This is a genomic window from Rhizobium sp. P1_B8 (genome assembly GCF_056406515.1).
The window spans coordinates 43,909-65,296 of the sequence record NZ_JBFTZZ010000035.1 but is presented as its reverse complement, the minus strand read 5'-3'; the positions used below and the strand labels follow the sequence as shown (position 1 = coordinate 65,296).

Annotated in this window: 19 protein-coding genes and 1 pseudogene; 5 read left to right on the top strand and 15 right to left on the bottom strand. The window is 61.3% G+C overall.

All coding sequences use genetic code 11. The features are described from left to right. Positions 1-555: 555 nt before the first annotated feature. The 3 genes from nuoH to AC1D2N_RS30585 are packed head-to-tail and all read left to right on the top strand — an operon-like array spanning position 556 to position 2,621. The gene (nuoH, locus tag AC1D2N_RS30595; protein ID WP_130653131.1) at positions 556-1,557 is read left to right on the top strand and encodes an NADH-quinone oxidoreductase subunit NuoH; all 1,002 of its coding nucleotides are present in this window, start codon (positions 556-558) and stop codon (positions 1,555-1,557) included. Positions 1,558-1,567: 10 nt separating this feature from the next. Next, positions 1,568-2,134 carry an NADH-quinone oxidoreductase subunit I gene (locus tag AC1D2N_RS30590; protein WP_017961924.1) on the top strand — a complete coding sequence of 189 codons (567 nt, stop codon included), beginning with the start codon at positions 1,568-1,570 and terminating at the stop codon, positions 2,132-2,134. 46 nt (positions 2,135-2,180) lie between these two features. Then, positions 2,181-2,621, top strand: a complete 441-nt coding sequence (locus AC1D2N_RS30585; protein ID WP_018243737.1) for a CBS domain-containing protein — start codon at positions 2,181-2,183, stop codon at positions 2,619-2,621. A gap of 75 nt (positions 2,622-2,696) precedes the next feature. Here AC1D2N_RS30585 and nuoG read toward each other — a convergent pair whose 3' ends face one another. The 14 genes from nuoG to AC1D2N_RS30515 all read right to left on the bottom strand — a co-directional run bounded on the left by nuoG (position 2,697) and on the right by AC1D2N_RS30515 (position 17,074). After that, on the bottom strand, positions 2,697-5,264 hold the full coding sequence (nuoG, locus tag AC1D2N_RS30580) for an NADH-quinone oxidoreductase subunit NuoG (protein ID WP_130653130.1): 2,568 nt from the start codon (positions 5,262-5,264) through the stop codon (positions 2,697-2,699). A gap of 33 nt (positions 5,265-5,297) precedes the next feature. Beyond that, entirely contained in the window at positions 5,298-6,563 is a 1,266-nt protein-coding gene (nuoF, locus tag AC1D2N_RS30575; RefSeq protein WP_130653129.1) for an NADH-quinone oxidoreductase subunit NuoF, read from the bottom strand. A gap of 4 nt (positions 6,564-6,567) precedes the next feature. Then, entirely contained in the window at positions 6,568-7,077 is a 510-nt protein-coding gene (nuoE, locus tag AC1D2N_RS30570) for an NADH-quinone oxidoreductase subunit NuoE (protein WP_130653128.1), read from the bottom strand. A 16-nt stretch (positions 7,078-7,093) separates the two neighbouring features. Then, positions 7,094-8,308: an NADH dehydrogenase (quinone) subunit D gene (gene nuoD / locus AC1D2N_RS30565; protein ID WP_130653127.1), complete on the bottom strand. Its 1,215-nt coding sequence runs from the start codon at positions 8,306-8,308 to the stop codon at positions 7,094-7,096. A 29-nt stretch (positions 8,309-8,337) separates the two neighbouring features. Further along, positions 8,338-8,874, bottom strand: a complete 537-nt coding sequence (locus AC1D2N_RS30560; protein WP_130653126.1) for an NADH-quinone oxidoreductase subunit C — start codon at positions 8,872-8,874, stop codon at positions 8,338-8,340. After that, positions 8,871-9,374: a NuoB/complex I 20 kDa subunit family protein gene (locus AC1D2N_RS30555; RefSeq protein ID WP_018446419.1), complete on the bottom strand. Its 504-nt coding sequence runs from the start codon at positions 9,372-9,374 to the stop codon at positions 8,871-8,873. Before AC1D2N_RS30555 ends, AC1D2N_RS30560 begins: the two co-directional genes overlap by 4 nt. Beyond that, complete coding sequence (locus AC1D2N_RS30550; protein ID WP_018243731.1) at positions 9,362-9,727, bottom strand: NADH-quinone oxidoreductase subunit A; 366 nt, start codon at positions 9,725-9,727, stop codon at positions 9,362-9,364. The genes AC1D2N_RS30555 and AC1D2N_RS30550 overlap by 13 nt, the downstream gene beginning before the upstream one ends. 134 nt (positions 9,728-9,861) lie before the next feature. Continuing rightward, entirely contained in the window at positions 9,862-11,319 is a 1,458-nt protein-coding gene (locus AC1D2N_RS30545; RefSeq protein WP_130653125.1) for an NADH-quinone oxidoreductase subunit N, read from the bottom strand. After that, positions 11,316-12,791, bottom strand: a complete 1,476-nt coding sequence (locus AC1D2N_RS30540; protein WP_018446421.1) for an NADH-quinone oxidoreductase subunit M — start codon at positions 12,789-12,791, stop codon at positions 11,316-11,318. The genes AC1D2N_RS30545 and AC1D2N_RS30540 overlap by 4 nt, the downstream gene beginning before the upstream one ends. Positions 12,792-12,799: 8 nt before the next feature. Further along, the gene (locus AC1D2N_RS30535; protein ID WP_130653124.1) at positions 12,800-14,560 is read right to left on the bottom strand and encodes a Na(+)/H(+) antiporter subunit D; all 1,761 of its coding nucleotides are present in this window, start codon (positions 14,558-14,560) and stop codon (positions 12,800-12,802) included. Then, positions 14,553-14,807: a hypothetical protein gene (locus AC1D2N_RS30530; RefSeq protein WP_018243727.1), complete on the bottom strand. Its 255-nt coding sequence runs from the start codon at positions 14,805-14,807 to the stop codon at positions 14,553-14,555. The genes AC1D2N_RS30535 and AC1D2N_RS30530 overlap by 8 nt, the downstream gene beginning before the upstream one ends. Then, on the bottom strand, positions 14,804-16,267 hold the full coding sequence (locus AC1D2N_RS30525) for a monovalent cation/H+ antiporter subunit D family protein (RefSeq protein ID WP_112905347.1): 1,464 nt from the start codon (positions 16,265-16,267) through the stop codon (positions 14,804-14,806). The genes AC1D2N_RS30530 and AC1D2N_RS30525 overlap by 4 nt, the downstream gene beginning before the upstream one ends. A gap of 4 nt (positions 16,268-16,271) precedes the next feature. After that, a complete protein-coding gene (gene nuoK / locus AC1D2N_RS30520; RefSeq protein ID WP_017961910.1) occupies positions 16,272-16,574 on the bottom strand; it encodes an NADH-quinone oxidoreductase subunit NuoK in 303 nt (100 codons plus the stop codon). After that, positions 16,574-17,074: an NADH-quinone oxidoreductase subunit J gene (locus AC1D2N_RS30515; RefSeq protein ID WP_018446424.1), complete on the bottom strand. Its 501-nt coding sequence runs from the start codon at positions 17,072-17,074 to the stop codon at positions 16,574-16,576. The genes nuoK and AC1D2N_RS30515 overlap by 1 nt, the downstream gene beginning before the upstream one ends. A 957-nt stretch (positions 17,075-18,031) precedes the next feature. Between AC1D2N_RS30515 and AC1D2N_RS30510 the strand changes: the two are divergent. Both AC1D2N_RS30510 and AC1D2N_RS30505 read left to right on the top strand, forming a co-directional pair. Continuing rightward, a pseudogene (locus AC1D2N_RS30510) lies at positions 18,032-18,592 on the top strand (phosphate acyltransferase); the annotation flags it as partial. Between the two features lie 36 nt (positions 18,593-18,628). After that, positions 18,629-19,807: an acetate/propionate family kinase gene (locus tag AC1D2N_RS30505; protein WP_130653122.1), complete on the top strand. Its 1,179-nt coding sequence runs from the start codon at positions 18,629-18,631 to the stop codon at positions 19,805-19,807. 259 nt (positions 19,808-20,066) lie between these two features. On the opposite strand, the gene AC1D2N_RS30500 is transcribed toward AC1D2N_RS30505, so the two are convergent. Further along, positions 20,067-21,386 carry a glucoamylase family protein gene (locus tag AC1D2N_RS30500; RefSeq protein WP_165403100.1) on the bottom strand — a complete coding sequence of 440 codons (1,320 nt, stop codon included), beginning with the start codon at positions 21,384-21,386 and terminating at the stop codon, positions 20,067-20,069. Between the last annotated feature and the right edge of the window lie 2 nt (positions 21,387-21,388).

Below are 21,388 nucleotides of genomic sequence, written 5' to 3'. Positions count from 1 at the left end.
CCCCGCAACCAGATACACAAAGGCCCGCCTCGTGCGGGCTTTTGTGTATCTCGTAACGGGTCGAGGATTTAACGCCTCCTCAGGGGCCCGCCAAGAAGGCGAAGCCGACGCAGCGGGACAGAAACTTCAAATCCTGCCCCCGCAACCAACGATACTTGCAAATTTGCCCATGCAAGTCGCTTGACAGAAAGCTCCTCGACATAACCCTCGAGGAGCTTTTTGCGTTTCTGCTGGGTGTCCAGCTCCCCGGACGCCAGCTGACCTGCCACGGACTTTCATCAGGCGGCGATGAGAGCCTCGGCGGTTTTGATACGCAAGATGGCGCGATGCAACCGGCGGAAACGCGAAGCTTTCATCTTGCACAGCGAAACCACTCGTCTCAAAACGTCCTGAGCCCGGACACATCATAGCCAGCGACGACATAATTGCGACGGCATTGTATGAGGTGCGTCGCCGTTGTACCATGTAGTCTGACAAGTGCGCGCAGTGCTCATTGTATAGCCGGAGCCAAAGTCTGGTCGTGCGCTTCAACCCGATGAATAAGTAGCCGGGATCATGGAACTTATCGTCGCCCTTGGCCTGATCGTCTTGAAGGTCGCGATGATGATTGCGATCCTGCTGTTGCTACCCTTGCCGCTAACCTGGCTGGAACGCAAGATCGCCGGGCACATGCAGCAGCGGATGGGGCCGATGCGCGTGGGATGGCACGGGCTGTTGCAGCCGGTGGCGGACGGAATCAAGCTCCTGACCAAAGAGGATCACATCCCGGCCGAGGCCGACCGGTTCCTGTTCAAACTGGCGCCAATCCTGGCGCTCGCCCCGCCCTTTGTGGTGTTCGTCGCGATCCCCTTCGGCGAAACTGTCTCGGTCCTCGGCCACGAGATCACGCTCTACGTCTCCAACATGAATGTGGCGCTCCTTTTTGTTTTCTCGGTGATCGGGATCGAGGTCTATGGCGTCATCTTCGGCGGCTGGGCCTCCAACAGCAAGTACGCTGTTCTGGGCAGCCTCAGGACCTGCGCGCAGATGATCAGCTACGAGATCCCGATGGGGTTCGCGGTCATCGGCGTGGTCATGCTGGCGCAATCCATGAGCCTGCTCGAGATCGTGCGGGCGCAGGCCGATGTCTGGAACATCGTCTACCAACCGGTCGGATTCTTCGTGTTCTTCGTCGCCGGGCTCGCCGAAGCGCAGCGCATTCCCTTCGACCTGGCGGAGGCGGAGGGTGATCTGGGGGCAGGGTTCCATACCGAATACAGCGGTATCCGCTTTGCCTTCTTCATGGTCAGCGAATATGCCATCGTATTGCTTGTGTCGGTCCTGGTGGTGATCCTGTTCTTCGGCGGTTGGAACGGAGTTCTGATTCCCTTGCCACCGCTCCTGTGGTTTGTGCTGAAGATCGCGTTCTTCGTCTATGTGTTTATCTGGTTCCGCTTCACTTTCCCCCGCTACCGCTACGACCAACTGATGGCGATCGGATGGAAAGTCTTGCTTCCTCTTTCAATGGCGAACATAATTATAACCGGTGTACTTTTAGGGGTCGTAGCGGCTCCGTAGCGAGGCGGCGATGTCGCGCGCGCAGGACAGAGTTGGAACATGGATTGGTTGGGCGTTCTTTGCCGATCTGGCGAGCGCCTTGGCTCTGACCTTCGGCTACATGTTCTCCAGATCCGTGACCATGCAGTATCCGGACAAGGAAAAGTGGCTGCCCTACTCCCGCTATCGCGGGCATCACTTCCTGACGCGTGATGAAGAGGGCGAGATCAAGTGCGTGGCCTGCGAACTCTGCGCGCGGATCTGTCCCTGCGACTGTATCGAAGTCGTCCCCTACGAGGACGAGAAGGGCAAGCGGCACCCGGCCAAATTCGAGATCGACACGGCCCGCTGCCTGTTCTGCGGGCTGTGCGAGGACGCCTGCCCGGCGGATGCGATCGCGCTTGGCCAACAATACGAATTCTCGAGTTTTTCCTCAGCTGACCTGGTGATCGGGCGCGATGATCTGCTCGCCAAGCCGGGTAAGGCGGCGACCGGCGGCGGCGTGGTTGCCGCGCGCCTGAATACGAAGAAGGACGTACTTGTCGAGACGAAAGAGACGCAGGGCTACAACTGGTGGCGGAATATCCGGCGAACATGAACGCGCGCCAGCTGTCAAACCGAAGCGCTCGGAAAGAGAGGCTCAGATGTTTGTCGGTGAAATCATGAAAAACAAGGGTGTCGGGGTCATCGCAGTTGCTCCCGATCAGACGATGGTGGAGGTACTGCGGCTGTTTCGAGACAACAATATCGGCTTCGTCGTCGTCAGGCGATCGAACGGCAAATACCTCGGTACGCTGTCGGAGCGGGACTGCTGCAATGCGGTGGCGGAATACGGGGCCGAGGCGGCGGCAAAGCGGGTCGCGGACATCATGAACCGCAATGTGGCGACGTGTTCGACACAGGATTTGCTGCCCGTCGCGATGGGGATCATGACCCAGCGGCGTACACGCCATGTACTGGTCACGGATGGAGGCGACGTTGTCGGCGTGGTCAGCATCGGCGACGTGGTTAAACACAGGCTCGACGAAGCGCAGCGTACAGAGCAGGATCTGCAGGATTACATATGCGGGACCAGGTATCACTGACGTCGCCAACTCGATGTGAAGACGCCGGGGCGGGCAGCTTGCCGCGGAGCCTTGCGGTGCCCCGACCCCAAATCTTCAGACCCCACGCCAGATCCGGCCTGGGCGGTCGACCTCAAGAGTGGCATGCGCCTTCTGAACTTCCACCGCGCATGGATATTCGCCCCGCCGCAGCAGGCTGTTGAGACGCAAGGCTCTATAGTTTTCCGGAACGAAGACGAGGCCCTTGGGAAACCGCCTGTCGACCTTGAGCTGCGCCGTCAGTTCGCCCTGGCCGGAACGCACGATTACCTGATCGCCATCCGAAAGGCCAAGCTCCGCGGTATCCTGCGCGCTCATCGCGACATAGGGATCGTTGGCGACCGTGTTCAGGATGTCCGACCGTTCGGAAAGATATCCGTTGTGGAACAGGCAGTCGCCGGTGATCAGCATGAGCCGGTCGGCTGCTGTCGGGACGGGCGGCGGCGCAGGGAGCATGCCAGCCGGTAGTGTTGACACCGCCTTGGTGAAAGCGCCGTCGGCGCCAAGCCCGTCCTGCGTCAACCCCTGATAGGCCGGAACCAGCCGGGCAATCTCGTCGAAAATTTCAGGTTGCGTCGATGGCCGCAGCGCCTGGTTGCGTAGCGCCGCGACGAAGTCGACAATCGCCAGATTGCCTCGCGCCTCGAAAACGGGCTCACGGAATTTGCGAACATTCTGGATCCGACCCTCGTTGTTGGTGAACGTTCCGGATTCCTCGCCGTAGCCCGCCGCGGGCAAGACGACCTCGGCCATGCCCGCCGTATCCGTGAGGAACGCGTCCTGCACGATCAGGAGATCGGCGGCGCCAAGCGCCCGCGTCACAAAGTTCCGGTCGGGATAGGCGACCAGGGGGTCGGTTCCGACGATGTAGAGCGCGCCCATCCGCCCACCGACACAGAGGTCCAGCATGGCGTCGAGATCCGCGCCGGGTTCAGACGGGATTTCGGCGCCCCAGTTTCGCGCAAGAGTTGCGCGCGCCGCGTCATCGGCGACCGCCCGCAGCCCCGGCAGAGCCGCCGGCAGGACCCCCATGTCCCAGGCGCCCATCTGGTTGGCACGGTCGAAGAGAAACTGCATCGCCGGGCCTTTGCCGAGCAGGCGGAGAACGTGCAGCAGGTTGTTGAGCTGCTGCAGCGTCGCGCGCGCTTCGGGTGATCTCAGGAGGTCGACGCTGACAAGCACGGTGACGCTGCGGCCTTCCTTGAGCGCGGCGGCCAGGCGATCCGGCCCGTCACTGCCGGCGCCCGCCGCCGGCCTGTCGATGTCCGCAAAAGAGCCGCCCGGCAAGGCCTGACCAGCTGCCGCCACAAGACCGGCCACCACCGCCGCAAGGCTTGCCGCTTCTCCGCCCGGAGGCACACGAACCACCACCCTGGCATCGGCCTCCAGACGCGATGGCCGCGCCGATAGCATGAGCAATCCGGTCTGCCGCCGCCGCGCCCCGTCCCGCAGCAGGTATTCGGTGACTGGGTTCTCCTCGGTTATATTGCCTCCGACGACGAGCACGCAGTCGTTGCCGATTACGTCGTCCAGCGGCGTGCGGCTGTAGAAAGTTCCCAATAGCGGGCCGAGCGTATCGAAGGGCGCGGCCCAGCGTGACGAACAATCAATGTTGTTGGTCCGGAATACCGTTCGCATCAGCTTCTGGAACTGATAAAGCACCTCGTTGGGCAGGCGAGGCGAGGCCAGCCCGCCGGCATCCTTGCTCTCGACGGCCAACAGTCGCCGACGCAGATAGTCCCCCGCTTCGTCCCAGGAAACCGGAACCAGGGCGCCATCCTGACGGATCATTGGCTGCTTGATCCGGTCCCGGCTTGCAACGAAATCGAGGCCGAAGCGTCCTCGCACGCAGAGAGTTTCGTGGTTGACACCTTCGTCCCACTTCGAGCGCACCCGCATGAACTCGCCCTTGCGCGTGCCCACCGTCAGCTGGCAACCGGTGCCACAATGCGGGCAGACCGTGTCGGTCTCTACGAGATCCCAGGGGCGCGCCTTGTAGCGGTAGGGGAAGCTCATCAGCGCGCCGACCGGGCAGACCTCGACGCAATTGCCGCACTGGTCGCAACTCGCCAGACTGCCCTCGAAGCCGGTGACGGCGGTATCCATGCCTTTTTCGACGGTGCCTAGCGCCACCGCACCGACGACCTCCTCACACATCCGGACGCAGCGCTGGCACTGGATGCAGCGGTTGACGTTCATGATGATGACCGGGCTCAGACGAATGTCCTCGGAGTGGAACACACGTTTGTCATCGCGGAATTGGCTTTCGCGTGGCCCGTAGGCCATTACCATGTCCTGAAGCTCGCATTCGCCGCCCTTGTCGCAGATCGGGCAGTCGAGGGGGTGGTTGGCGAGCAGCATGTCGAGCATGGAAGAGCGCGTTTCCTCGATCAGAGGCGTGTTCGTCCGCACGACCATGCCATCGGTGGCCGCAGTGGCGCAGGACGGCTGCAACCGCCGCACGCCCTCGATCTCCACCAGGCACATGCGGCACGAAGCCAGCGGCGGCAGCCGCTTCAGATAGCAGAAGGTCGGGACGTCGATGCCCAAACGCTGGGCGGCCTGCAGCACTGTCGAGCCAGCTTCAACTTCCAGCGTTTGTTCGTCGATCGTGACTTTAAGCATGGTTTCCTCACAACCCTGATCCAGCACACTTCTTCAGTGAAACGGGCACCTCCGCTCCTCGACATGGGCGACGAATTCATCTCGGAAATGCGCGAGTGCTGCACGCAATCCCATCGCTGCACCGTCACCCAAGGCACAAAACGTATTGCCGAAAATGCCCTTGCAGAGCATCTCCAGCTGCTCCAGATCGCCGGGTGCGCCATCCCCGCCTTCAACCCGGCGCAGGACCTTCACGACCCAGTTCAATCCTTCCCGGCAGGGCGTGCACTTGCCGCAGGACTCATGGTGGAAGAACTCGATGATCCTGGTGGCGACCTTGACCATGCAGGTGCTATCGTCGATCACGATAACGCCAGCCGAACCGAGCATCGAGCCGGCGGCAGCCAGCGAGTCAAAATCCATCCTCACGTCCAGCCCTTGCTCAGGGATGACCGGCGCTGAGACCCCGCCCGGGATCACCGCCTTGATCGTGCGTCCCGGCAACGCCCCGCCGGCATGTTCCTCGACCAGCTCGCGCAGCGGTATGCCCATCGGCAACTCGTAGAGGCCGGGTTTGCGCACCTGCCCACTGAGGCAGTAGAGCTTCGGGCCCGGGCTCTTGTCCGGGCCGATGCCGCGGAACCAGTCCGCGCCCCGCGCCACGATATGCGGCACGCAGGCCAGCGTCTCGACATTGTTGATCACAGTCGGGCTGGCATAGAGCCCGGCCACGGCCGGAAACGGCGGCTTCAATCGCGGCTGCGCCCGCTTGCCCTCGAGCGACTCGAGCATCGCAGTCTCCTCGCCGCAGATATAGGCGCCTGCGCCGCAGTGGATGTGGACGGCGAAATCGAAATTCGAGCCCAGAATGCCCGTTCCCAGATAACCCTTTTCGTGTGCCTCGGCGATCGCATGCTCCAGGCGACGGATCGCCGTCACATATTCTCCGCGGATGTAGACATAGGCGGTTTTGGCCCCAATCGCATAGGCGCTTACCGCCAGCCCCTCGATGAGTTGATGCGGATCGCGCTCCATGATGATCCGGTCCTTGAAGGTGCCTGGCTCGCCCTCATCGGCGTTGCAGCAAAGATATTTCGGCTTGTCGACCTGCTTCGGCACGAAACTCCATTTCATGCCCGTCGGGAATCCGGCACCGCCGCGACCGCGCAGGTTGGACTGTTTGACGAGGTTAACGACCTCGTCAGGCGTGTATTCGCGCAGCGCCTTCGCCAGTGCCTGGTAGCCGCCGCCAGCCTCGTAGGTCGACAGCAGGTGACTGTCCGGCACGGCGACATTCTTGAGGAGAACCGGCTCGAACATAGCGCTACTCTCCCTGCGGTCGCGCAGAGGGCTTGATGCTCGCGACCCGTTCCGTCGTAGCCCGCAGGTTGTCCAAAAGTGCATCTATCCGCGCGACATCAAGGGCACCATGGTAATCGTCGCCGACCTGCATCACCGGAGCCATCTCGCAGGCACCGAGGCACTCGACGGAGGAAAGCGTGAACAGCCCGTCCGGCGTGGTGTCGCCCTTCCTGATCGCCAGCGCCGTTTCCAGATGCTTCAGCAGGTCCTCGGCTCCGCACAGCATGCAGGAAACATTGTCACAGAGTTGCAGGTGGAACATGCCCACCGGCTCGGTATGGAAGAGCGTATAAAAGGTCGCCAGCTCGTAGACCCAGATCCGTTCGACTCCGAGAATGTCGGCGACTTCTTCCAGCACCTGACCAGGCAGATGGCCATGCTCCCTCTGCGCGATCAGAAGCGCGGGCATAATCGCCGAGCGCTGGTCGGGATACCGCGCCGCTGCCTCTTTTATCCTTTCGCGCATGGTCATTGCATTCAAATCCCTGCTACTTGTCCACCTCCGCCATCACTGGGTCGAGACTGCCGAGCACGGCGATCATGTCCGCCAGATAGCGGGCGTTGGTCACCCCGAACAGTCCCTGAAGGTTGACGAACGAGGGTGCCCGCACCTTCATGCGGAATGGTTTTGGCGACCCGTCGCTGATGATATAGAACCCAAGCTCGCCCTTTGGCGCCTCGATCGCCGAATAGACCTCGCCCTTCGGCACCTTGAAGCCATAGGCCGACAGGTCGAAATGCTGGATCAGTGCTTCCATCGAGCAATGCACCTTGTCCTTGTCCACCGGGAAGGCGATTGTTGGCATGTCGATCTGGAACGGCCCCTCGGGCATCTGGTCGAGGCATTGCTCGATGATCCGGACGCTCTCGCGCATTTCCTCGACCCGACATTGCCAGCGCGCATAGCAGTCGCCCTCGTCGCGCGTGATGACGTTGAAGTCGAGCCGGTCATAGATCTCATAGGGCTCGTCGCGACGGATGTCCCAGTCGACGCCCGAAGCGCGCAGGTTCGGACCGCTCAGGCCAAGATCGATGGCGTCCTCGGCGGAGATCACGCCGATCCCCTGCGTGCGCTTCAGGAACACCCGGTTGTTTTCGAGCAACCGCTCATAGTCGCGGATCCGGTTCGGGAAGATGTCGCAGAACTCCCTGATCTTGGCAAGGAAACCGTCAGGCAGGTCCTCGCGCACTCCGCCAACCCTGCAGAAGGACGTGTGCATGCGTGCACCGCTGATCATTTCCAGGAGGTCCATGATCATTTCGCGCTCCCGCATGGCGTAAAGCAAGGCGGTCATGGCGCCGAGGTCCATCGGCAGCGCGCCGGTGATCAAGACATGGCCGGAGATCCGCGCCAGCTCGGCCATCATCACGCGGATATATTGTGCGCGGATCGGTGCTTCTATGCCGAGGAGTTTCTCCACCGCCAGCGCGAAGGCGAGGTTGTTCGACGGTGGACAGAGGTAGTCGAGCCGGTCGGTGAGCGGAAAAATCTGGGTATAGGTGAAGCTCTCCGCCAGTTTTTCGGTGCCGCGATGGAGGTAGCCGATGTGTGGGTCCACGCGCTTGACGTACTCGCCGTCCAATTCCAGGACGAGCCGAAGAACCCCATGCGTGCTGGGGTGCTGGGGGCCGAGATTGAGAAGCACCTCCTTGGTGTCGAACGCTTCGCCTTGCGGCCTGATCAGTTCGGTGACTTCGGTCATTTTAAGTTCCCGGCGTGGAGCGGCCTCCCTTATGGAATGTTCTTGGTGGCGAGGTCGGGCTGCGTCGGTGGCGTGCCTTCGGCGCCAAACGGGTTCAGCTTGTCTTTGTAGCCACGGAGCGGAAAATCCTTGCGCTGTGGGAAGCCCTCGAACCCTTCCCACATGTAGATCCGGCGCAAATCGGGGTGGCCCTCGAACCTGATCCCGTACATATCCCAGGCTTCGCGCTCATGCCAATTGGCGGTTCGCCAGATCCCCGTCACCGACGGGACCCGCGGCGGATCGGCGAGGCGGCATTTGATGCGAACGCGCAATTTGTTCGGTAGCGAATAGAGGTGGTACACCGTCTCGTAGCGTGGCATCTCAGGATAATGATCGACCCCGCAGATGTCCGACAGGAAGTTGAACCGCAACGCCGGGTGTTCCTTCAGAAACCGGCAAAGCTCGACGATCATGCCAGGCGGAGCGGCGAAGGCATGTACACCATGCGCGAAGCCAAGATCGTGGATTGCCTCGCCGAAACGCTCCGTGATCGTAGTGCGGATGAGGGGCGTCTCCACACTCATGACGCTGCAACCCGACCCAGAGGAGTCCCGGCCAGTGCTCGGGATTTTTTGATCTTCTCCTGAAGTAGCAGGAATCCATGCATCAGCGCCTCGGGCCGCGGCGGGCAGCCGGGCACATGCACGTCCACCGGCACGAAGGTTTCCGCTCCCTGCACCACGGCATAGGTATTGTAGACCCCGCCCGAGATAGCGCAGGTGCCCATGGCGATGACCCAGCGGGGCTCCGGCATCTGGTCATAGAGGCGGCGCACCACGGGCGCGAACTTCCGCGTTACTGTGCCGGCGATGATCATCACATCGGACTGGCGCGGCGAAGGCCGGAACACCACGCCGAACCGGTCGAGATCATAGCGGGCGCACCCCGCCGAGATCATCTCGATGGCGCAGCAGGCAATTCCGAAGGTCTCGGGCCACAGCGCCGAGCTCCGGCTCCAGTTGATAACGCTCTCGGCCGTGGTGAACAGCACGCTGTCGCGGATCGCGTTGTTTACGCCTCCCATTCGAGTGCTCCCTTCAGCCAGGCATAGGCGAAGCCCACAAGAAGCAGCACTATGAAGACGAACATCTCGACAAAGCCGACCAGCCCGATGTCTTTCAGGACGGCGGCCCAGGGAAAGAGGAACATCGTCTCGACATCGAAGACGACCAGCAGGATCGCAAGGATAAAGAACGGCACTCTGAAGCGCCCCGCGGCGGCCTCACCCGCGGCGTCCATGCCGCACTCATAGGGCATGTTCTTTTCGGGATAGGGATTGGACGGACGCAGCAGCGAAGAGACAAAAAGCGTCGCGCCCGTCACCAGAACGACTCCGACGATCATAAAAAGAACCGGCAAGAATTCCATCGCAGCCATATCGCACTGCACCGGTTACCCACTGAGTGCTTTCCTCAGGCCGCGACCGTCCTGTTCAGGACCGTAATGCAGTCGCCCCGGGAAGCAACTTGGGCAATCCTTTCTTGAACTTTGAGTTTATTCCGTCGGACAGATCATTGCAAATTCAATCGGTCAGCCGCCAACACGGAATGCTGGGCAAGTCTTAAAAACCAGGCGGGAAACAGGCCGATGCCGATGGTGCCCGCAGCAGTGAAGGCGAGCGTCGCGCGCACCAAGGGCGTCAGCGCCGGGTCGAACGTCCTTTCCGGCTCGCGCATGTAGATCACCATGACGATGCGGATATAAAAGTAGGCGGCAACAGCACTCAGCAGCACTGCGATCACCGCCAGCATGACGAACCCTCGCTCGACGAGCGCCACCAGCACGTAGAACTTGGCGAAGAACCCGGCCGTTGGCGGAATGCCGGCGAGCGAGAACAGATAGAGCAGCATCAGAAGCGCGAGCCCGGGACGGGACTTGGCGAAACCCGAGTAGTCTTCGATAACCTCGCCCGAGAAATTGCCGTTCCGCATCATGATGACAGTGGCGAAAATGCCGAGATTCATCAAAGAGTATATCAGCAGGTAGAGCATCACGCTGGCGATCCCGTCGGCACCGCCGGCCACCACGCCGAAAAGGGCGAACCCGGCATGGGCGATGCTGGAATAAGCGAGGAGCCGCTTAAAATTATCCTGCACCAGCGCCACGAAACTGCCGAGCGCCATCGTGACCACGGCAATGACCGCGACGATGATCCAAACGTCCGAGGCTGCTACCAGCGGGTTGAGGAACACCCGCAGGATCACTGCGAACCCCGCCGCCTTGGGGCCGACTGACATGAAGGCGGTGATCGTCGTCGGCGCGCCTTCATAGACGTCCGGCAACCACATATGGAACGGCACCGCGCCGACCTTGAAGACCAGCCCCGCGACGATGAAGACCACCGCCAGCAGCAATCCGGGATCGAGCGGATCGCCGGTGACCGCCGCAGCCATCCTGTCCAGCTGCGTCGTACCGGTGAGCCCGTAGACCAGCGAAACGCCGTAAAGGAAAATCCCGGTCGAGACCTCGCCAAGGATCACGTATTTCAGCGCCGCTTCGTTTGACCGCCGCTCTCGCCGCAGGAATCCGGTCAGCACATAGGTGCAGAGCACCATCAGTTCGAGGCCCACATAGATCGAGAGGAGATCGGTCGCCGAGGCCATGATCATCATTCCCGAAAGCGCAAAGAGCAGCAGGACATAGTATTCGCTGCTCCCGATCCCCTCGATATCCGCATATTTTCGCGAAAGGAGGAATGTCAGGATGGTGGCCAGGTAGAACACGAACTTGAAGAAGACCGCGAAGCGGTCGGCGACGAACATGCCCGTATAGGCCGGCCGCACCTCGCTCGAAAGAATGAGTGTCGCCAAGGCGGCAATCAGCACGATCGCGACGGAAGCCCAGACCAGGAAATATTCCTGCCCCCTGCGCACAAGCTGTCCCAGGATCAGCAGGATGCAGGCTCCAGTGATCACCACGATCTCGGGCAGGCTTGCGAGAGCCGACTGGAAAAGTGCTGCGGCGGTCATGGGCCGCTCCCCTTATCGTGCACCTGAGCCAGCAGATGCTTCACCGAGACGTCGATGATGCCGAGAAAGGGTTTCGGATAGAGCCCGACCCACAGCACTAACACGGCCAGCGGCAGGGTCGCTGCCAGCTCGCGGGCGTTCACGTCGCGTATCTTGAACCGGACGCCGACGCTGGCCGGACCAAGCGCGACTTTCCTATACATGCCAAGCAGATAGGCCGCGCCAAGCAACGCGCCCAAAACGGCGGCCGCGCCGATGGCCAGGTTGGCCGCAAACCCGCCCGACAGGACCAGCAATTCGCCGACGAACGAATTTGTTCCCGGCAGCGCCATCGACGACAGAGTGAACAGCGCAAGAAACGCGGTATAGACGGGTGCTGCCTTCATCAGCCCGCCATAATCAGCGATGCTGCGGGTATGGGTCCGCTCGTAAATCAAGCCGACGAACAGGAACAGGGCGCCCGTCGTCACGCCATGATTGAACATTTGCAGGATACCTCCTTGGAGTCCGCGGAGGTTCAGCGCAAAAATCCCCATGGTCACGAAGCCCATGTGGCTGATGCTGGAATAGGCCACCAGTTTCTTCAGATCGTCCTGTGCCAGCGCGAGCAACCCGCCATAGACGATCGCAAGCGCTGAAAGCGAAAGCATCAGTGTCGAATAATATACCGACGCCTCCGGCAGCATCGGCAGCGAGAACCGCAGGAACCCATAGGCGCCCATCTTCAGGAGTACGCCCGCGAGGATGATGCTGCCCGCGGTCGGCGCTTGTACATGGGCGTCCGGCAGCCAGGTATGGACCGGCACCATCGGCACTTTGACGGCGAAGGCGATCAGGAAGGCGAAGAACAGCCAGGACTGGACCGGGAACGGCAAATCCTGCGCTGTCAGCGCGAGGATGTCGAAGGTCTCGCCGCCGTTGAAATAGAGCACGATGACACCGATGAGGAACAGGAGGCTGCCCGCCAGCGTGTAGAGGAAGAACTTGAACGCCGCATAGATCCGGCCTTCGCCACCCCAGACGCCGATGATCAGGTACATCGGGATCAGCATCGCTTCCCAGAAAACGTAGAACAAGAACAGGTCGAGCGCGCAGAACACCCCCAGCATCAGCGCCTGCATGGAGAGCAGACTGACCATGAACGCCTTGACCTTGCGGTCGATCGCAACCCACGAGGCGAGCACACAGATCGAACCCAGCAACGCGGTCAGGAACACGAAGAGCGCGCTTATCCCGTCGATACCAAGCGCATAAGTGATCCCGAGCGCGGGCACCCAAGGGCGCTTCTCTGTGAACTGCATCTCGTGGGTCGTGGTGTCGAATCCGGCCAGCATGGCGATGCAGAGGGCGAGGTCAAGGATTGTGACACCCAGCGCTGTCCAGCGCACCGCATCGTCGCCGCGGAGAAACATCAGAACCGCTGCCCCGGCGACGGGCGTGAAAATTATGAAGCTCAGAAGCGGCAATCCCATCGCGCCCCCTACCGCCATACCACGGCGAAGACCACGGCGGCTGCGATCACACCAGCGATCATCGCCAGCGCGTAATGGGTCACGACGCCGGTCTGGAGCCGCCGGAGCCGCCCGCCGCCGCGCAGGATCGAGCGGGCGACGCCGTTCACGACGGCGTCAACGCCGGTGACATCGATCCGCAGTCCCATTCGCGCCGCCCCATGCAGGAAAGGCAACACAGCAGTCTCGGACACGTCGCTCACCGCCTTCTCGTAGCGCGCCAGCGGTTTTCCGGCGATCCACATGAAGACCCGTGCGCCCTTGCGGTAGAACCAATCGGTGTCGATGCTGATCGTGTTCTCGGGGTCGAGCGCCCTGAGGAATATGACAAAACCCAAGGCGGTGAACATCAGCACGCCAAGGCTCTCGGTGACATGGACGCCGGTGTAAGGTTCGTAGTCCACCGGATAGGGCAGAAGATCGTAAAGCGGCTGAGGGAACACCCCGATCGCGATGCAGAGCACCGCCGCCATGCCCATCGCAACCAGCATGTTGCGGGGCGGCTCCCGCGCCTCCAGCCCACGGTCGGTGCCAAAGAACATGTAGTACGGCAGCTTCAGTCCGGTGTGCAGGAACGTCCCCGCCGACGCCATCGTCATCGCGAGCACCATCACAGCGCGGTGATCCTGTCCGGCGGCGGCCAGCACCATCGACTTGGTGACGAAGCCCGAGAAGAATGGAAATGCCGAAATCGCGAAAGCGCCAACCATGTAGAGCGCCACGGTCACCGGCATGGTCTTGTAGAGCCCACCAAGCTCGGTGAGCTTGCGCCGGCCGGTGACGTAAATCACCGCCCCAGCACCCATGAACAAGAGCGCCTTGTAGAGGATATGTGCGAAGGCATGACTGGTGGCCCCGTTCACCGCCATCTCGGTGCCGATGCCGACGCCCGCCACCATGTAGCCCACCTGGCTAACGATGTGATAGGCCAGTAGCCGCCGGCAGTCGTTCTCCAGCACCGCGTAGACGACGCCGTAGAGCGCCATCGCGGTGCCGAGCCAAACGAGAAGTTCAGTTCCCGGAAACGCCCGAGCCAGCACATAGACGGCGGTCTTGGTGGTGAAGGCGCTCATGAACACCGCGCCGGTGACAGTCGCCTCCGGGTAAGCGTCGGTCAGCCAGGCGTTGAGCGGCGGCACAGCGGCGTTGAGCATGAACCCGGCAAGGATCAGGTAAGCGCCGACGCCCATCTCGCCTGCGATCGGGCCGAAGAGCAGCGAGCCAGTCGAGAGCCCGTAGAGAATGACGCCGCCAAGTAGGACGACGCCGCCAGTGATATGGACCATGAGATACCGGAACCCGGCGGCGATCGCCTGTCGGCCGCCCTGGGCGAAAACCAGATAGGCAGAGGCAAACGCCATGCCTTCCCAGAACAGGTATAAGGTCAGGTAGTCGCCGGCGAAAACCACGCCAAGCGCGCTGCCGACATAGACGAACGCAGCGACATGCTGGCCGGGGCGCGTCAGGTGCAGAGCATAGACCGTTCCGATCAGCGCCATAATGGTGAAGACCGTTGCGAAGACGATGCTCAGCTTGTCGACCTTCGCGATGAGGATTTCCTGCCCGATGAACGATGCCGCGCCGTAGCTGCCTGACTGCATCGTGAGCACGGTGAGGATCGCAAGTATCGGGATCAGCAGCAGATAGGCCTTGCGGATCGACCCGTTCAGAAAGGGGATCGGCAGGGCACCGAGAATGAACAGCAGGGCGGGATGGACGAAGTCAGTCATAATAGTCCTCGCGCCGCATGAGCCCAGCCCGATGGCCGAGGAACTTGGAAACGAAAATCAGCAGCACGCAGGATAAGAAGCCGTAGACGGCCGACCAGCCCGGCAGACGGTCCCACGGGTATTCGGCGTGTTCGCGCGGCACCAGGAAGTCGGCGATGACGATCAGGACGAGCACCAGATAGAAAAGCCGACGCCGTTCGGTCGCATACTTTCCGTCGCCAAAGAAATCGACCAACCGCTTTATCACCTGACAACTCCTTCCGCCAAGGCGACGAAATAGTCGGGGAAGATGCCCATCGCCACCGACAGGATGGCGGTCGCAACTAGCGGGATCGTCACCATCGGAATTTCACGGACCGTTGCCGGGCTCCCTTGCGCCTCCGTCCCGAAAAAGGCGACATAGCTGACCGGCAGGAAATAAGCGGCGTTGAGGACCGAACTCGCTAGGAGCACGATCAGGAACGCGATTTCCCCCGCCTCCACCGCGCCTCGCGCCAGATACCACTTGCTCACGAACCCCGCAGTCGGTGGCACGCCGATCATGCTGAGTGAGCCGACGAAGAACGCCCCCATCGTCCAGGGCAACCGGCGGCCGATACCAGCCATGTCGCTGATGTTGCGCTTGCCAGACGCGCAATAGATCGACCCGGCGCAGAAAAACAGTGTGATCTTTGAGAATGCATGCGCCGCGATGTGGATGATCCCGCCGACCATCGCGACCGGCGAGAGCAGAACCGCGCCCAGCACGATGTAGGAGAGTTGGCTGACCGTCGAATAGGCGAGCCGCGCCTTCAGGTCGTCCCGCGTCAGGGCGTAGACCGACGCCATCAGAATCGTGAACGAGACCAGATAGGCCGTGGCGATGCCCAGTCCTAGCCCGTCCACCAGCCCCGTGCCGAACACATGGAACACCAACCGCAGCACGCAAAACACGCCCATCTTGACCACGGCCACGGCATGCAGGAGCGCACTGACCGGTGTCGGCGCCACCATCGCGGCAGGCAGCCATGCGTGCATCGGCATCACCGCAGCCTTGGCGAAGCCGAAGAGGTAGCAGAAATAGACGACTGTCAGCAGCGCCACCGAAGCATCGCTCCCTGCCAGCAGGCCCCCCGTGACAAAGTCGAGCGATCCCGCAATGTGGTAGGTCAGCGCCAGCGCGGCGAGAAGCACGCTCTTTGACGCTCCCATCAAATAGACCAGGTACTTGCGGCTGCCCGTCCATCCCTCTTCGTCTTCGTGGTGGTAAACGAGCGGATAGGTAACGAGGGTGAGCATCTCGTAGAAGATCACCAGCGTGAACAGATTGGCGGCGAAGGCGCCTCCGACCGCTGCCGCGAGACTGGCGGCAAAGCAGGCGAAGAACCGGGTCTGCGCATGCTCGTTCAAGTGCCGCATGTAGCCGATGGAATAGATCGCCGCGACAATCCACAGCAGCGACGAGACGGTGGCAAACACCATGCCGAGCGCATCGACCCGGAAAGCCAAGTCAATCCCCGGCAGAACCTCAAACAGGCGCAATTCGACCGTCCCGCCCGCCAGCACCGTGGGCGCCATCGAGACGACAATTGCGAACATGGCGATTGCCGCCAATGGCGAGACGATATCGCGGAGTTTCTCGCGGTTGTTCAGGAGAAGAACTGCAAGGGCCGCCAGGCCCGCGACGGCGACGGCAAGTAGCGGCCGGATCGATACCACCGGGTCCAAGCCTCTATCCTTTCATCATGGTCACGTCGTCGACCTTGAGGGTAGATTTGTTCCTCACGAGGGCGACCAGGATTCCGAGGGCGACGGCAACCTCCGCCGCGGTGATTGCGATGACGAAGATCGCGAAAATCTGACCGCGGAAATCGGCGTAGTAACGCCCGAAAGCGATGAAATTGATGTTGACCGAGTTGAGCAACAGCTCCAGCGACATCAGCACGACCAGAATGTTGCGCCTGAGCAGCACGCCCGCCGCTCCGATCACGAACAGCGCCACTCCGAGCAAAATATACCACCAGAGCGGAACCATCACCGCTGCTCCTTCTGCGCCAGCACGATGGCCCCGATCAGGGCGGCCAGCAGGATGACGGACGCAACTTCAAACGGCAGGAGATAGTCGGCGAACAGCGTTGTGCTGAGCTGCCTGACCTGATCGCCACCGCGCACGGTGACGGGCTGCGTGAGCGAAAAGCGGCCGCTCCAGAGCACCAGCGCAACCATCTCGATCCCAAGCAGGACGAGCAACACCAGAGCCGCCATGTTGCCGCCCGGCAAGAACCGTTGCAAGACCGCTTCGCGCACATCGATCATCATGATCACGAAGACGAACAGGACCATAATCGCGCCGACATAGACAAAGATCTGGATGACCGCGAGCAGCGGGGCCTCGAGCAAGACGAAGATTGCCGATATCTGCAGGAAGCACGCCATCAACGCCAATGCGCTGTGAACCGGATTCCGGGCCAAGACCAGCGTCAAGGCGGTGATCACGGACACCGTAGCGAACAGAAGAAAGAACCCCTGATCCATCGACGCCGACCCTCCGACGCGAACTGCTACCCGGCGCGAGACGGCCGGATTTGAGATTGCGCCGCAACTTCCGATGCGTTCAAAAATTGTGCCCTAAAATCGGATTTTTCACAAGATTATTGTCATTGGCGGAGCAAGACCGGGTCGGTCCGGATGTGGCGGAGGTCGCTTGCGAAGCGCGCGCTTTCGATAGCGCCGTACCGATTTTATTGTTCCATAGGTAAATGGCTTGAGCCGGTCGGTACCGACGTTTTGTTACGGCGTAGTGGGAAATTTCTTCCAAATAACACCGGCTGTTCCGCCGAAGTTACGAGTCTCAGTGGCTTCGGGCCCCCGCAACCAATCTTTCCCTCCAAAAATCAAAACGCTCCTCGTGGAGCAGCCCGCTCGGCGGGCAATCGAGTCACTGGATCGATTGCTTATTGGAAGCCGCTGGCAAACACGCATGCCCGTAGGGCCGCCGGCAATGAGATCGAGGACGAACATCGCTCCGCCGCTGCGGCCCGACTTTCGGAGATCAATCTCGCGAACTACCGCGTCTTTGCCTAGCCAGCCGTCCGGGCGGCCATTACGCCGCCGGTGGCCGATGCGGCATCCCCACCCCTTGCGCCTCGGCTACGAAAGTCGTGCCAGCGCAGGTCGATTGACGCTGGCTGGGTTCAAGACGATGATGCGAGAACAGTATTTCGTCCTCTTGATCGACGAGCCCGGGTCCTTGGGACAATTCCGGCACTCCTGCCGGCGGACATGGACGAGCGCCGAAAGGCCTTCGAGGCCCTGCGCGAGCTGCTGGTGTCGTCGGGCGTTGCAGGCCGGCGGCAGCCGATCGCCTCGAGCGTGTGGCCGAGCTGTTCAGCCTCGGCAAGGAGGAATTCGGCAGCAACCCAGTCCGCGGACCGGCAAGCAAGAGCGCTCGCGTTCGCAACGCATCCTGATCGAAACAGAGGGAGCTTCCCAATGACGGACTTTTCCACGACCAAACCTGAACAGTCAAAATACGACCGACTGATTGCCGCTGCACGGGAGGCTGCGCCTGCTGGCACGATCGTGGCGCATTCCCACGACGAGCCGTCATTGCGGGGCGCGCTTGACGCCGAAAGCAGACTGATCGTACCGGTCCTGGTGGAGCCCGCCGCAAAAATTCAGACGGTGGCCGCGGAGAATGGGCTTAATCTGAAAGACCACGAAATCGTCGACGTTCCAAATAGCCACGCCGCTGCGGCGAAGGCAGTCGTCCTGGTACGAGAGGGAAAGGGCGAGTTCCTCATGAAGGGCAGCCTCCATACGGACAAACTGATGCGCGACGCCACGGCCTCCGCCACCGGCCTGCGCACCGAACGCCGCGTCAGCCATATCTTCGTGATGGATGTGCCTGGCCACGCCGACACGCTCTTCATCACCGACGCGGCGATCAACATCTCTCCCGACCTCGATGTTAAACGCGACATCGTGCAGAATGCAATCGACCTCTGGACGACGGTCGGGCTCGGTCAGCCCCGTGTGGTGATCCTTTCCGCCGCCCGGCGGCGTGTGACACAAGTGACGGCCTGAACCATGGACGCGATCCTTGTCGTCAACGCCGGCTCGTCAAGCCTAAAGTTCCAGATCTTCGAGATCGCCGACACCGGCCCCAAATGCGGCATTCGCGGCCAGATGGATGGCATCGGAGTACGGCCCCGTCTCGCGGCGAGCGCCGCCGACGGAACGGTCCTGGTTGATCGTCGATATGCGCCAGAGGTAGTCGACCACCTGCCGGCGGCAATCGCTGAAATCCGTGCGTGGTTGCTAACCCTTAAGGGTTTCACGCTCCGTGCCACTGGTCATCGCGTCGTTCATGGCGGCCCGGACTATGCGAAACCGATCCTCATAGACCGCGACACACTCGACAAGCTTGCGACTTTCCAGGAGCTTGCTCCGCTGCATCAGCCGAACAACCTCGCGCCGATCCGCCTCGCGATGGAAATCAATCCGGATGTGCCGCAGGTCGCCTGTTTCGACACCGCTTTCCATCGCGGCCACGCCCCGCATACGGATTGCTACGCCTTGCCCTGGGACTACTACGAGCACGGAGTACGACGATACGGCTTTCATGGCCTGTCCTACGAATACATTGCCGAGCGGTTGGCCGAAGTCGCGCCCGGAATCGCCGGTGGACGCATCATAGTTGCCCACCTCGGCAGCGGTGCGTCCATGTGCGCGCTGATGGACGGACGCAGCCTTGAGACTACGATGGGCTTCACGGCACTCGATGGCTTGCCGATGAGCACCCGCCCGGGCCAGATGGATCCCGGCATCGTGCTATACCTGCTCGATCACAGAGGCATGACCATGGGGGAGGTTACGGACCTTCTCTACAGGGCGTCCGGTCTGAAGGGGCTGTCAGGCATTTCGGCCGACATGCGCGATCTTCTTGCCAGCGATGACCCGCGTGCGGCCCTCGCCATCAATCACTTCGTCCATCGCTGTGCGCTCAGTGCCGGCATGCTTGCCGCCGCGCTTGGAGGTCTTGACGCTTTCGTCTTTACGGCTGGCGTCGGGGAGAATTCGCCGCCAATCCGCGCTCGCATCGCCGAACGGCTTGCCTGGCTGGGAGCCGAACTCGATCCCGCGGCCAACGAAGCGGGCGCGGTGCTCATTTCCACTTCTGCGAGCCGCGTCGCGCTCTACGTCCTGCCGACGGATGAGGAACTGATGATCGCCCGCCACACGCTTGCACTCATAATAGCACCCTGAAACCGATGTAATGCGCATGATCAACCCTTTCGGCCCGAGAAGCGCCGCGCGCCCAATCACTGGGTAGGAGCTCTATGTGGACGGCGGCTATCATATTGTCGACTGAGCATGCGGCGAACAAAACAGCCGCCGACCCCTTGATCCCGCCAAGTTGAAGTAATCCAGCTCGCCTTCGCATTCCCGGAAGATACCAATTGACAACGAAGGCGAGAGTTGGCATCCGCGGGCGTGAGGCGATAGAATCCAAGCGGCATCCAATCTAAAGCCAGCCCCCTGAAAATCCCGCACGTCTCAACCCGGTCACGATGGGCTTGCATTGGCGCATGATGTTCCAGAGCAAGCCGGTCCGATAGTTTTCGATCATCAGCACCACCGGTCCTTGGTCGATGCCGAAGTGATAAGGGCTTACCCACCATCCGGCTTGACTATTTTCCACCGCATATGTCTGGTTAAACGACGGTTTGAAGCCGTAAAGCCGCGTCATACCGAGCTTCATCCGCGCAAAGTTGCGGACAGTTGGCACGACAATCTCCGGCGCGAACGGCAGCGAGGCGACAACGACCCATGGCGCGATAGTCCCATCGTCAGGTCCGAAAGGAGCCCCGCGGGCAACGTAGTCGAAGAACTCCCGATCGACCCCAGCTATCGTCCGCTTGCCCCAACCCGGGCCGTCGCATGCGGTGAACCCCCAACAATGTTCGCCATACCCTACAAAGTTCATCGGGTTGCGGATTGCGTATTGTTGCTGGATATATGTCGCATGCCGACTGTTTTCGAAATAGTCGGTGTCATGGTGGCGCATGAACGCATCGCGGATGCCTCGAAAGTCTATCCACATGTGCGACAGTTGATGGGTAAAAAGCGGTCCTGAATACAACAACTCGCGGCCGTAGATATTCCGCCATTCGTAGGTTTCGGTGTAGGCGGCATAGCACTCGGGCGGCAAAGGGTGAGTTGGGGATCCCAGACCAATGATGTAGAGCAGCAGGCCTTCATCATAGCCACGCCACCGATAGGGGATGAAGCCACTCTCTGGACGCCAGCCATGCGTTAAAGTTGCACCGCCATCGCAGGCCCAATTCCAGTCGGCACGCTCGTAAAGCGCCATCGCGAGCTGGCGGATTTCAGCCTCAGCGGCCGTGTCGCCATCAAAGTAGGTGGCAACGGTCAAGGCACCTGCGAACAGGAAAGCCGAGTCGATTGTCGACAACTCGCATTGCCAAACCCGGCGCCCAGTTTCGATGTCTAGGAAGTGATAAAAAAACCCTTTGTAGCCGGATGAATCCGGCTCCGGCCCCTGCGGGCATGCCATCAGGTATCTCAAGCGATTGCGGGTGATCTTTGCCGCAAATTCGCGGATGAGGACGCCGCGTTCTACAACCACGGGGATGGTCGCCAACGTCATGCCGATCGCCGCGATGCTTGCCGGGGCGTTCGGTTCTGTCTTGTCGCGCACCAGGCCGTTGTCCGGGTTTGTGCATTGGAGATAGTACAAAAGAGTGGTGAATTGCAGCCGAGCGAGGTCCTGGTCCGTTGGCATGCGGTCGAGATCAGCGTCGGTTGAGAGCATTTCGGGCATGG

What these genes read in the sequence shown, in the direction of transcription:
- nuoH (WP_130653131.1), top strand. Translation starts at nt 556, where the DNA reads ATGGAACTTATCGTCGCCCTTGGCCTGATCGTCTTGAAGGTCGCGATG.
- AC1D2N_RS30590 (WP_017961924.1), top strand. Translation starts at nt 1,568, where the DNA reads ATGTCGCGCGCGCAGGACAGAGTTGGAACATGGATTGGTTGGGCGTTC.
- AC1D2N_RS30585 (WP_018243737.1), top strand. Translation starts at nt 2,181, where the DNA reads ATGTTTGTCGGTGAAATCATGAAAAACAAGGGTGTCGGGGTCATCGCA.
- nuoG (WP_130653130.1), bottom strand. Translation starts at nt 5,264, where the DNA reads ATGCTTAAAGTCACGATCGACGAACAAACGCTGGAAGTTGAAGCTGGC.
- nuoF (WP_130653129.1), bottom strand. Translation starts at nt 6,563, where the DNA reads ATGTTCGAGCCGGTTCTCCTCAAGAATGTCGCCGTGCCGGACAGTCAC.
- nuoE (WP_130653128.1), bottom strand. Translation starts at nt 7,077, where the DNA reads ATGACCATGCGCGAAAGGATAAAAGAGGCAGCGGCGCGGTATCCCGAC.
- nuoD (WP_130653127.1), bottom strand. Translation starts at nt 8,308, where the DNA reads ATGACCGAAGTCACCGAACTGATCAGGCCGCAAGGCGAAGCGTTCGAC.
- AC1D2N_RS30560 (WP_130653126.1), bottom strand. Translation starts at nt 8,874, where the DNA reads ATGAGTGTGGAGACGCCCCTCATCCGCACTACGATCACGGAGCGTTTC.
- AC1D2N_RS30555 (WP_018446419.1), bottom strand. Translation starts at nt 9,374, where the DNA reads ATGGGAGGCGTAAACAACGCGATCCGCGACAGCGTGCTGTTCACCACG.
- AC1D2N_RS30550 (WP_018243731.1), bottom strand. Translation starts at nt 9,727, where the DNA reads ATGGCTGCGATGGAATTCTTGCCGGTTCTTTTTATGATCGTCGGAGTC.
- AC1D2N_RS30545 (WP_130653125.1), bottom strand. Translation starts at nt 11,319, where the DNA reads ATGACCGCCGCAGCACTTTTCCAGTCGGCTCTCGCAAGCCTGCCCGAG.
- AC1D2N_RS30540 (WP_018446421.1), bottom strand. Translation starts at nt 12,791, where the DNA reads ATGGGATTGCCGCTTCTGAGCTTCATAATTTTCACGCCCGTCGCCGGG.
- AC1D2N_RS30535 (WP_130653124.1), bottom strand. Translation starts at nt 14,560, where the DNA reads ATGACTGACTTCGTCCATCCCGCCCTGCTGTTCATTCTCGGTGCCCTG.
- nuoK (WP_017961910.1), bottom strand. Translation starts at nt 16,574, where the DNA reads ATGGTTCCGCTCTGGTGGTATATTTTGCTCGGAGTGGCGCTGTTCGTG.
- AC1D2N_RS30515 (WP_018446424.1), bottom strand. Translation starts at nt 17,074, where the DNA reads ATGGATCAGGGGTTCTTTCTTCTGTTCGCTACGGTGTCCGTGATCACC.
- AC1D2N_RS30505 (WP_130653122.1), top strand. Translation starts at nt 18,629, where the DNA reads ATGGACGCGATCCTTGTCGTCAACGCCGGCTCGTCAAGCCTAAAGTTC.
- AC1D2N_RS30500 (WP_165403100.1), bottom strand. Translation starts at nt 21,386, where the DNA reads ATGCCCGAAATGCTCTCAACCGACGCTGATCTCGACCGCATGCCAACG.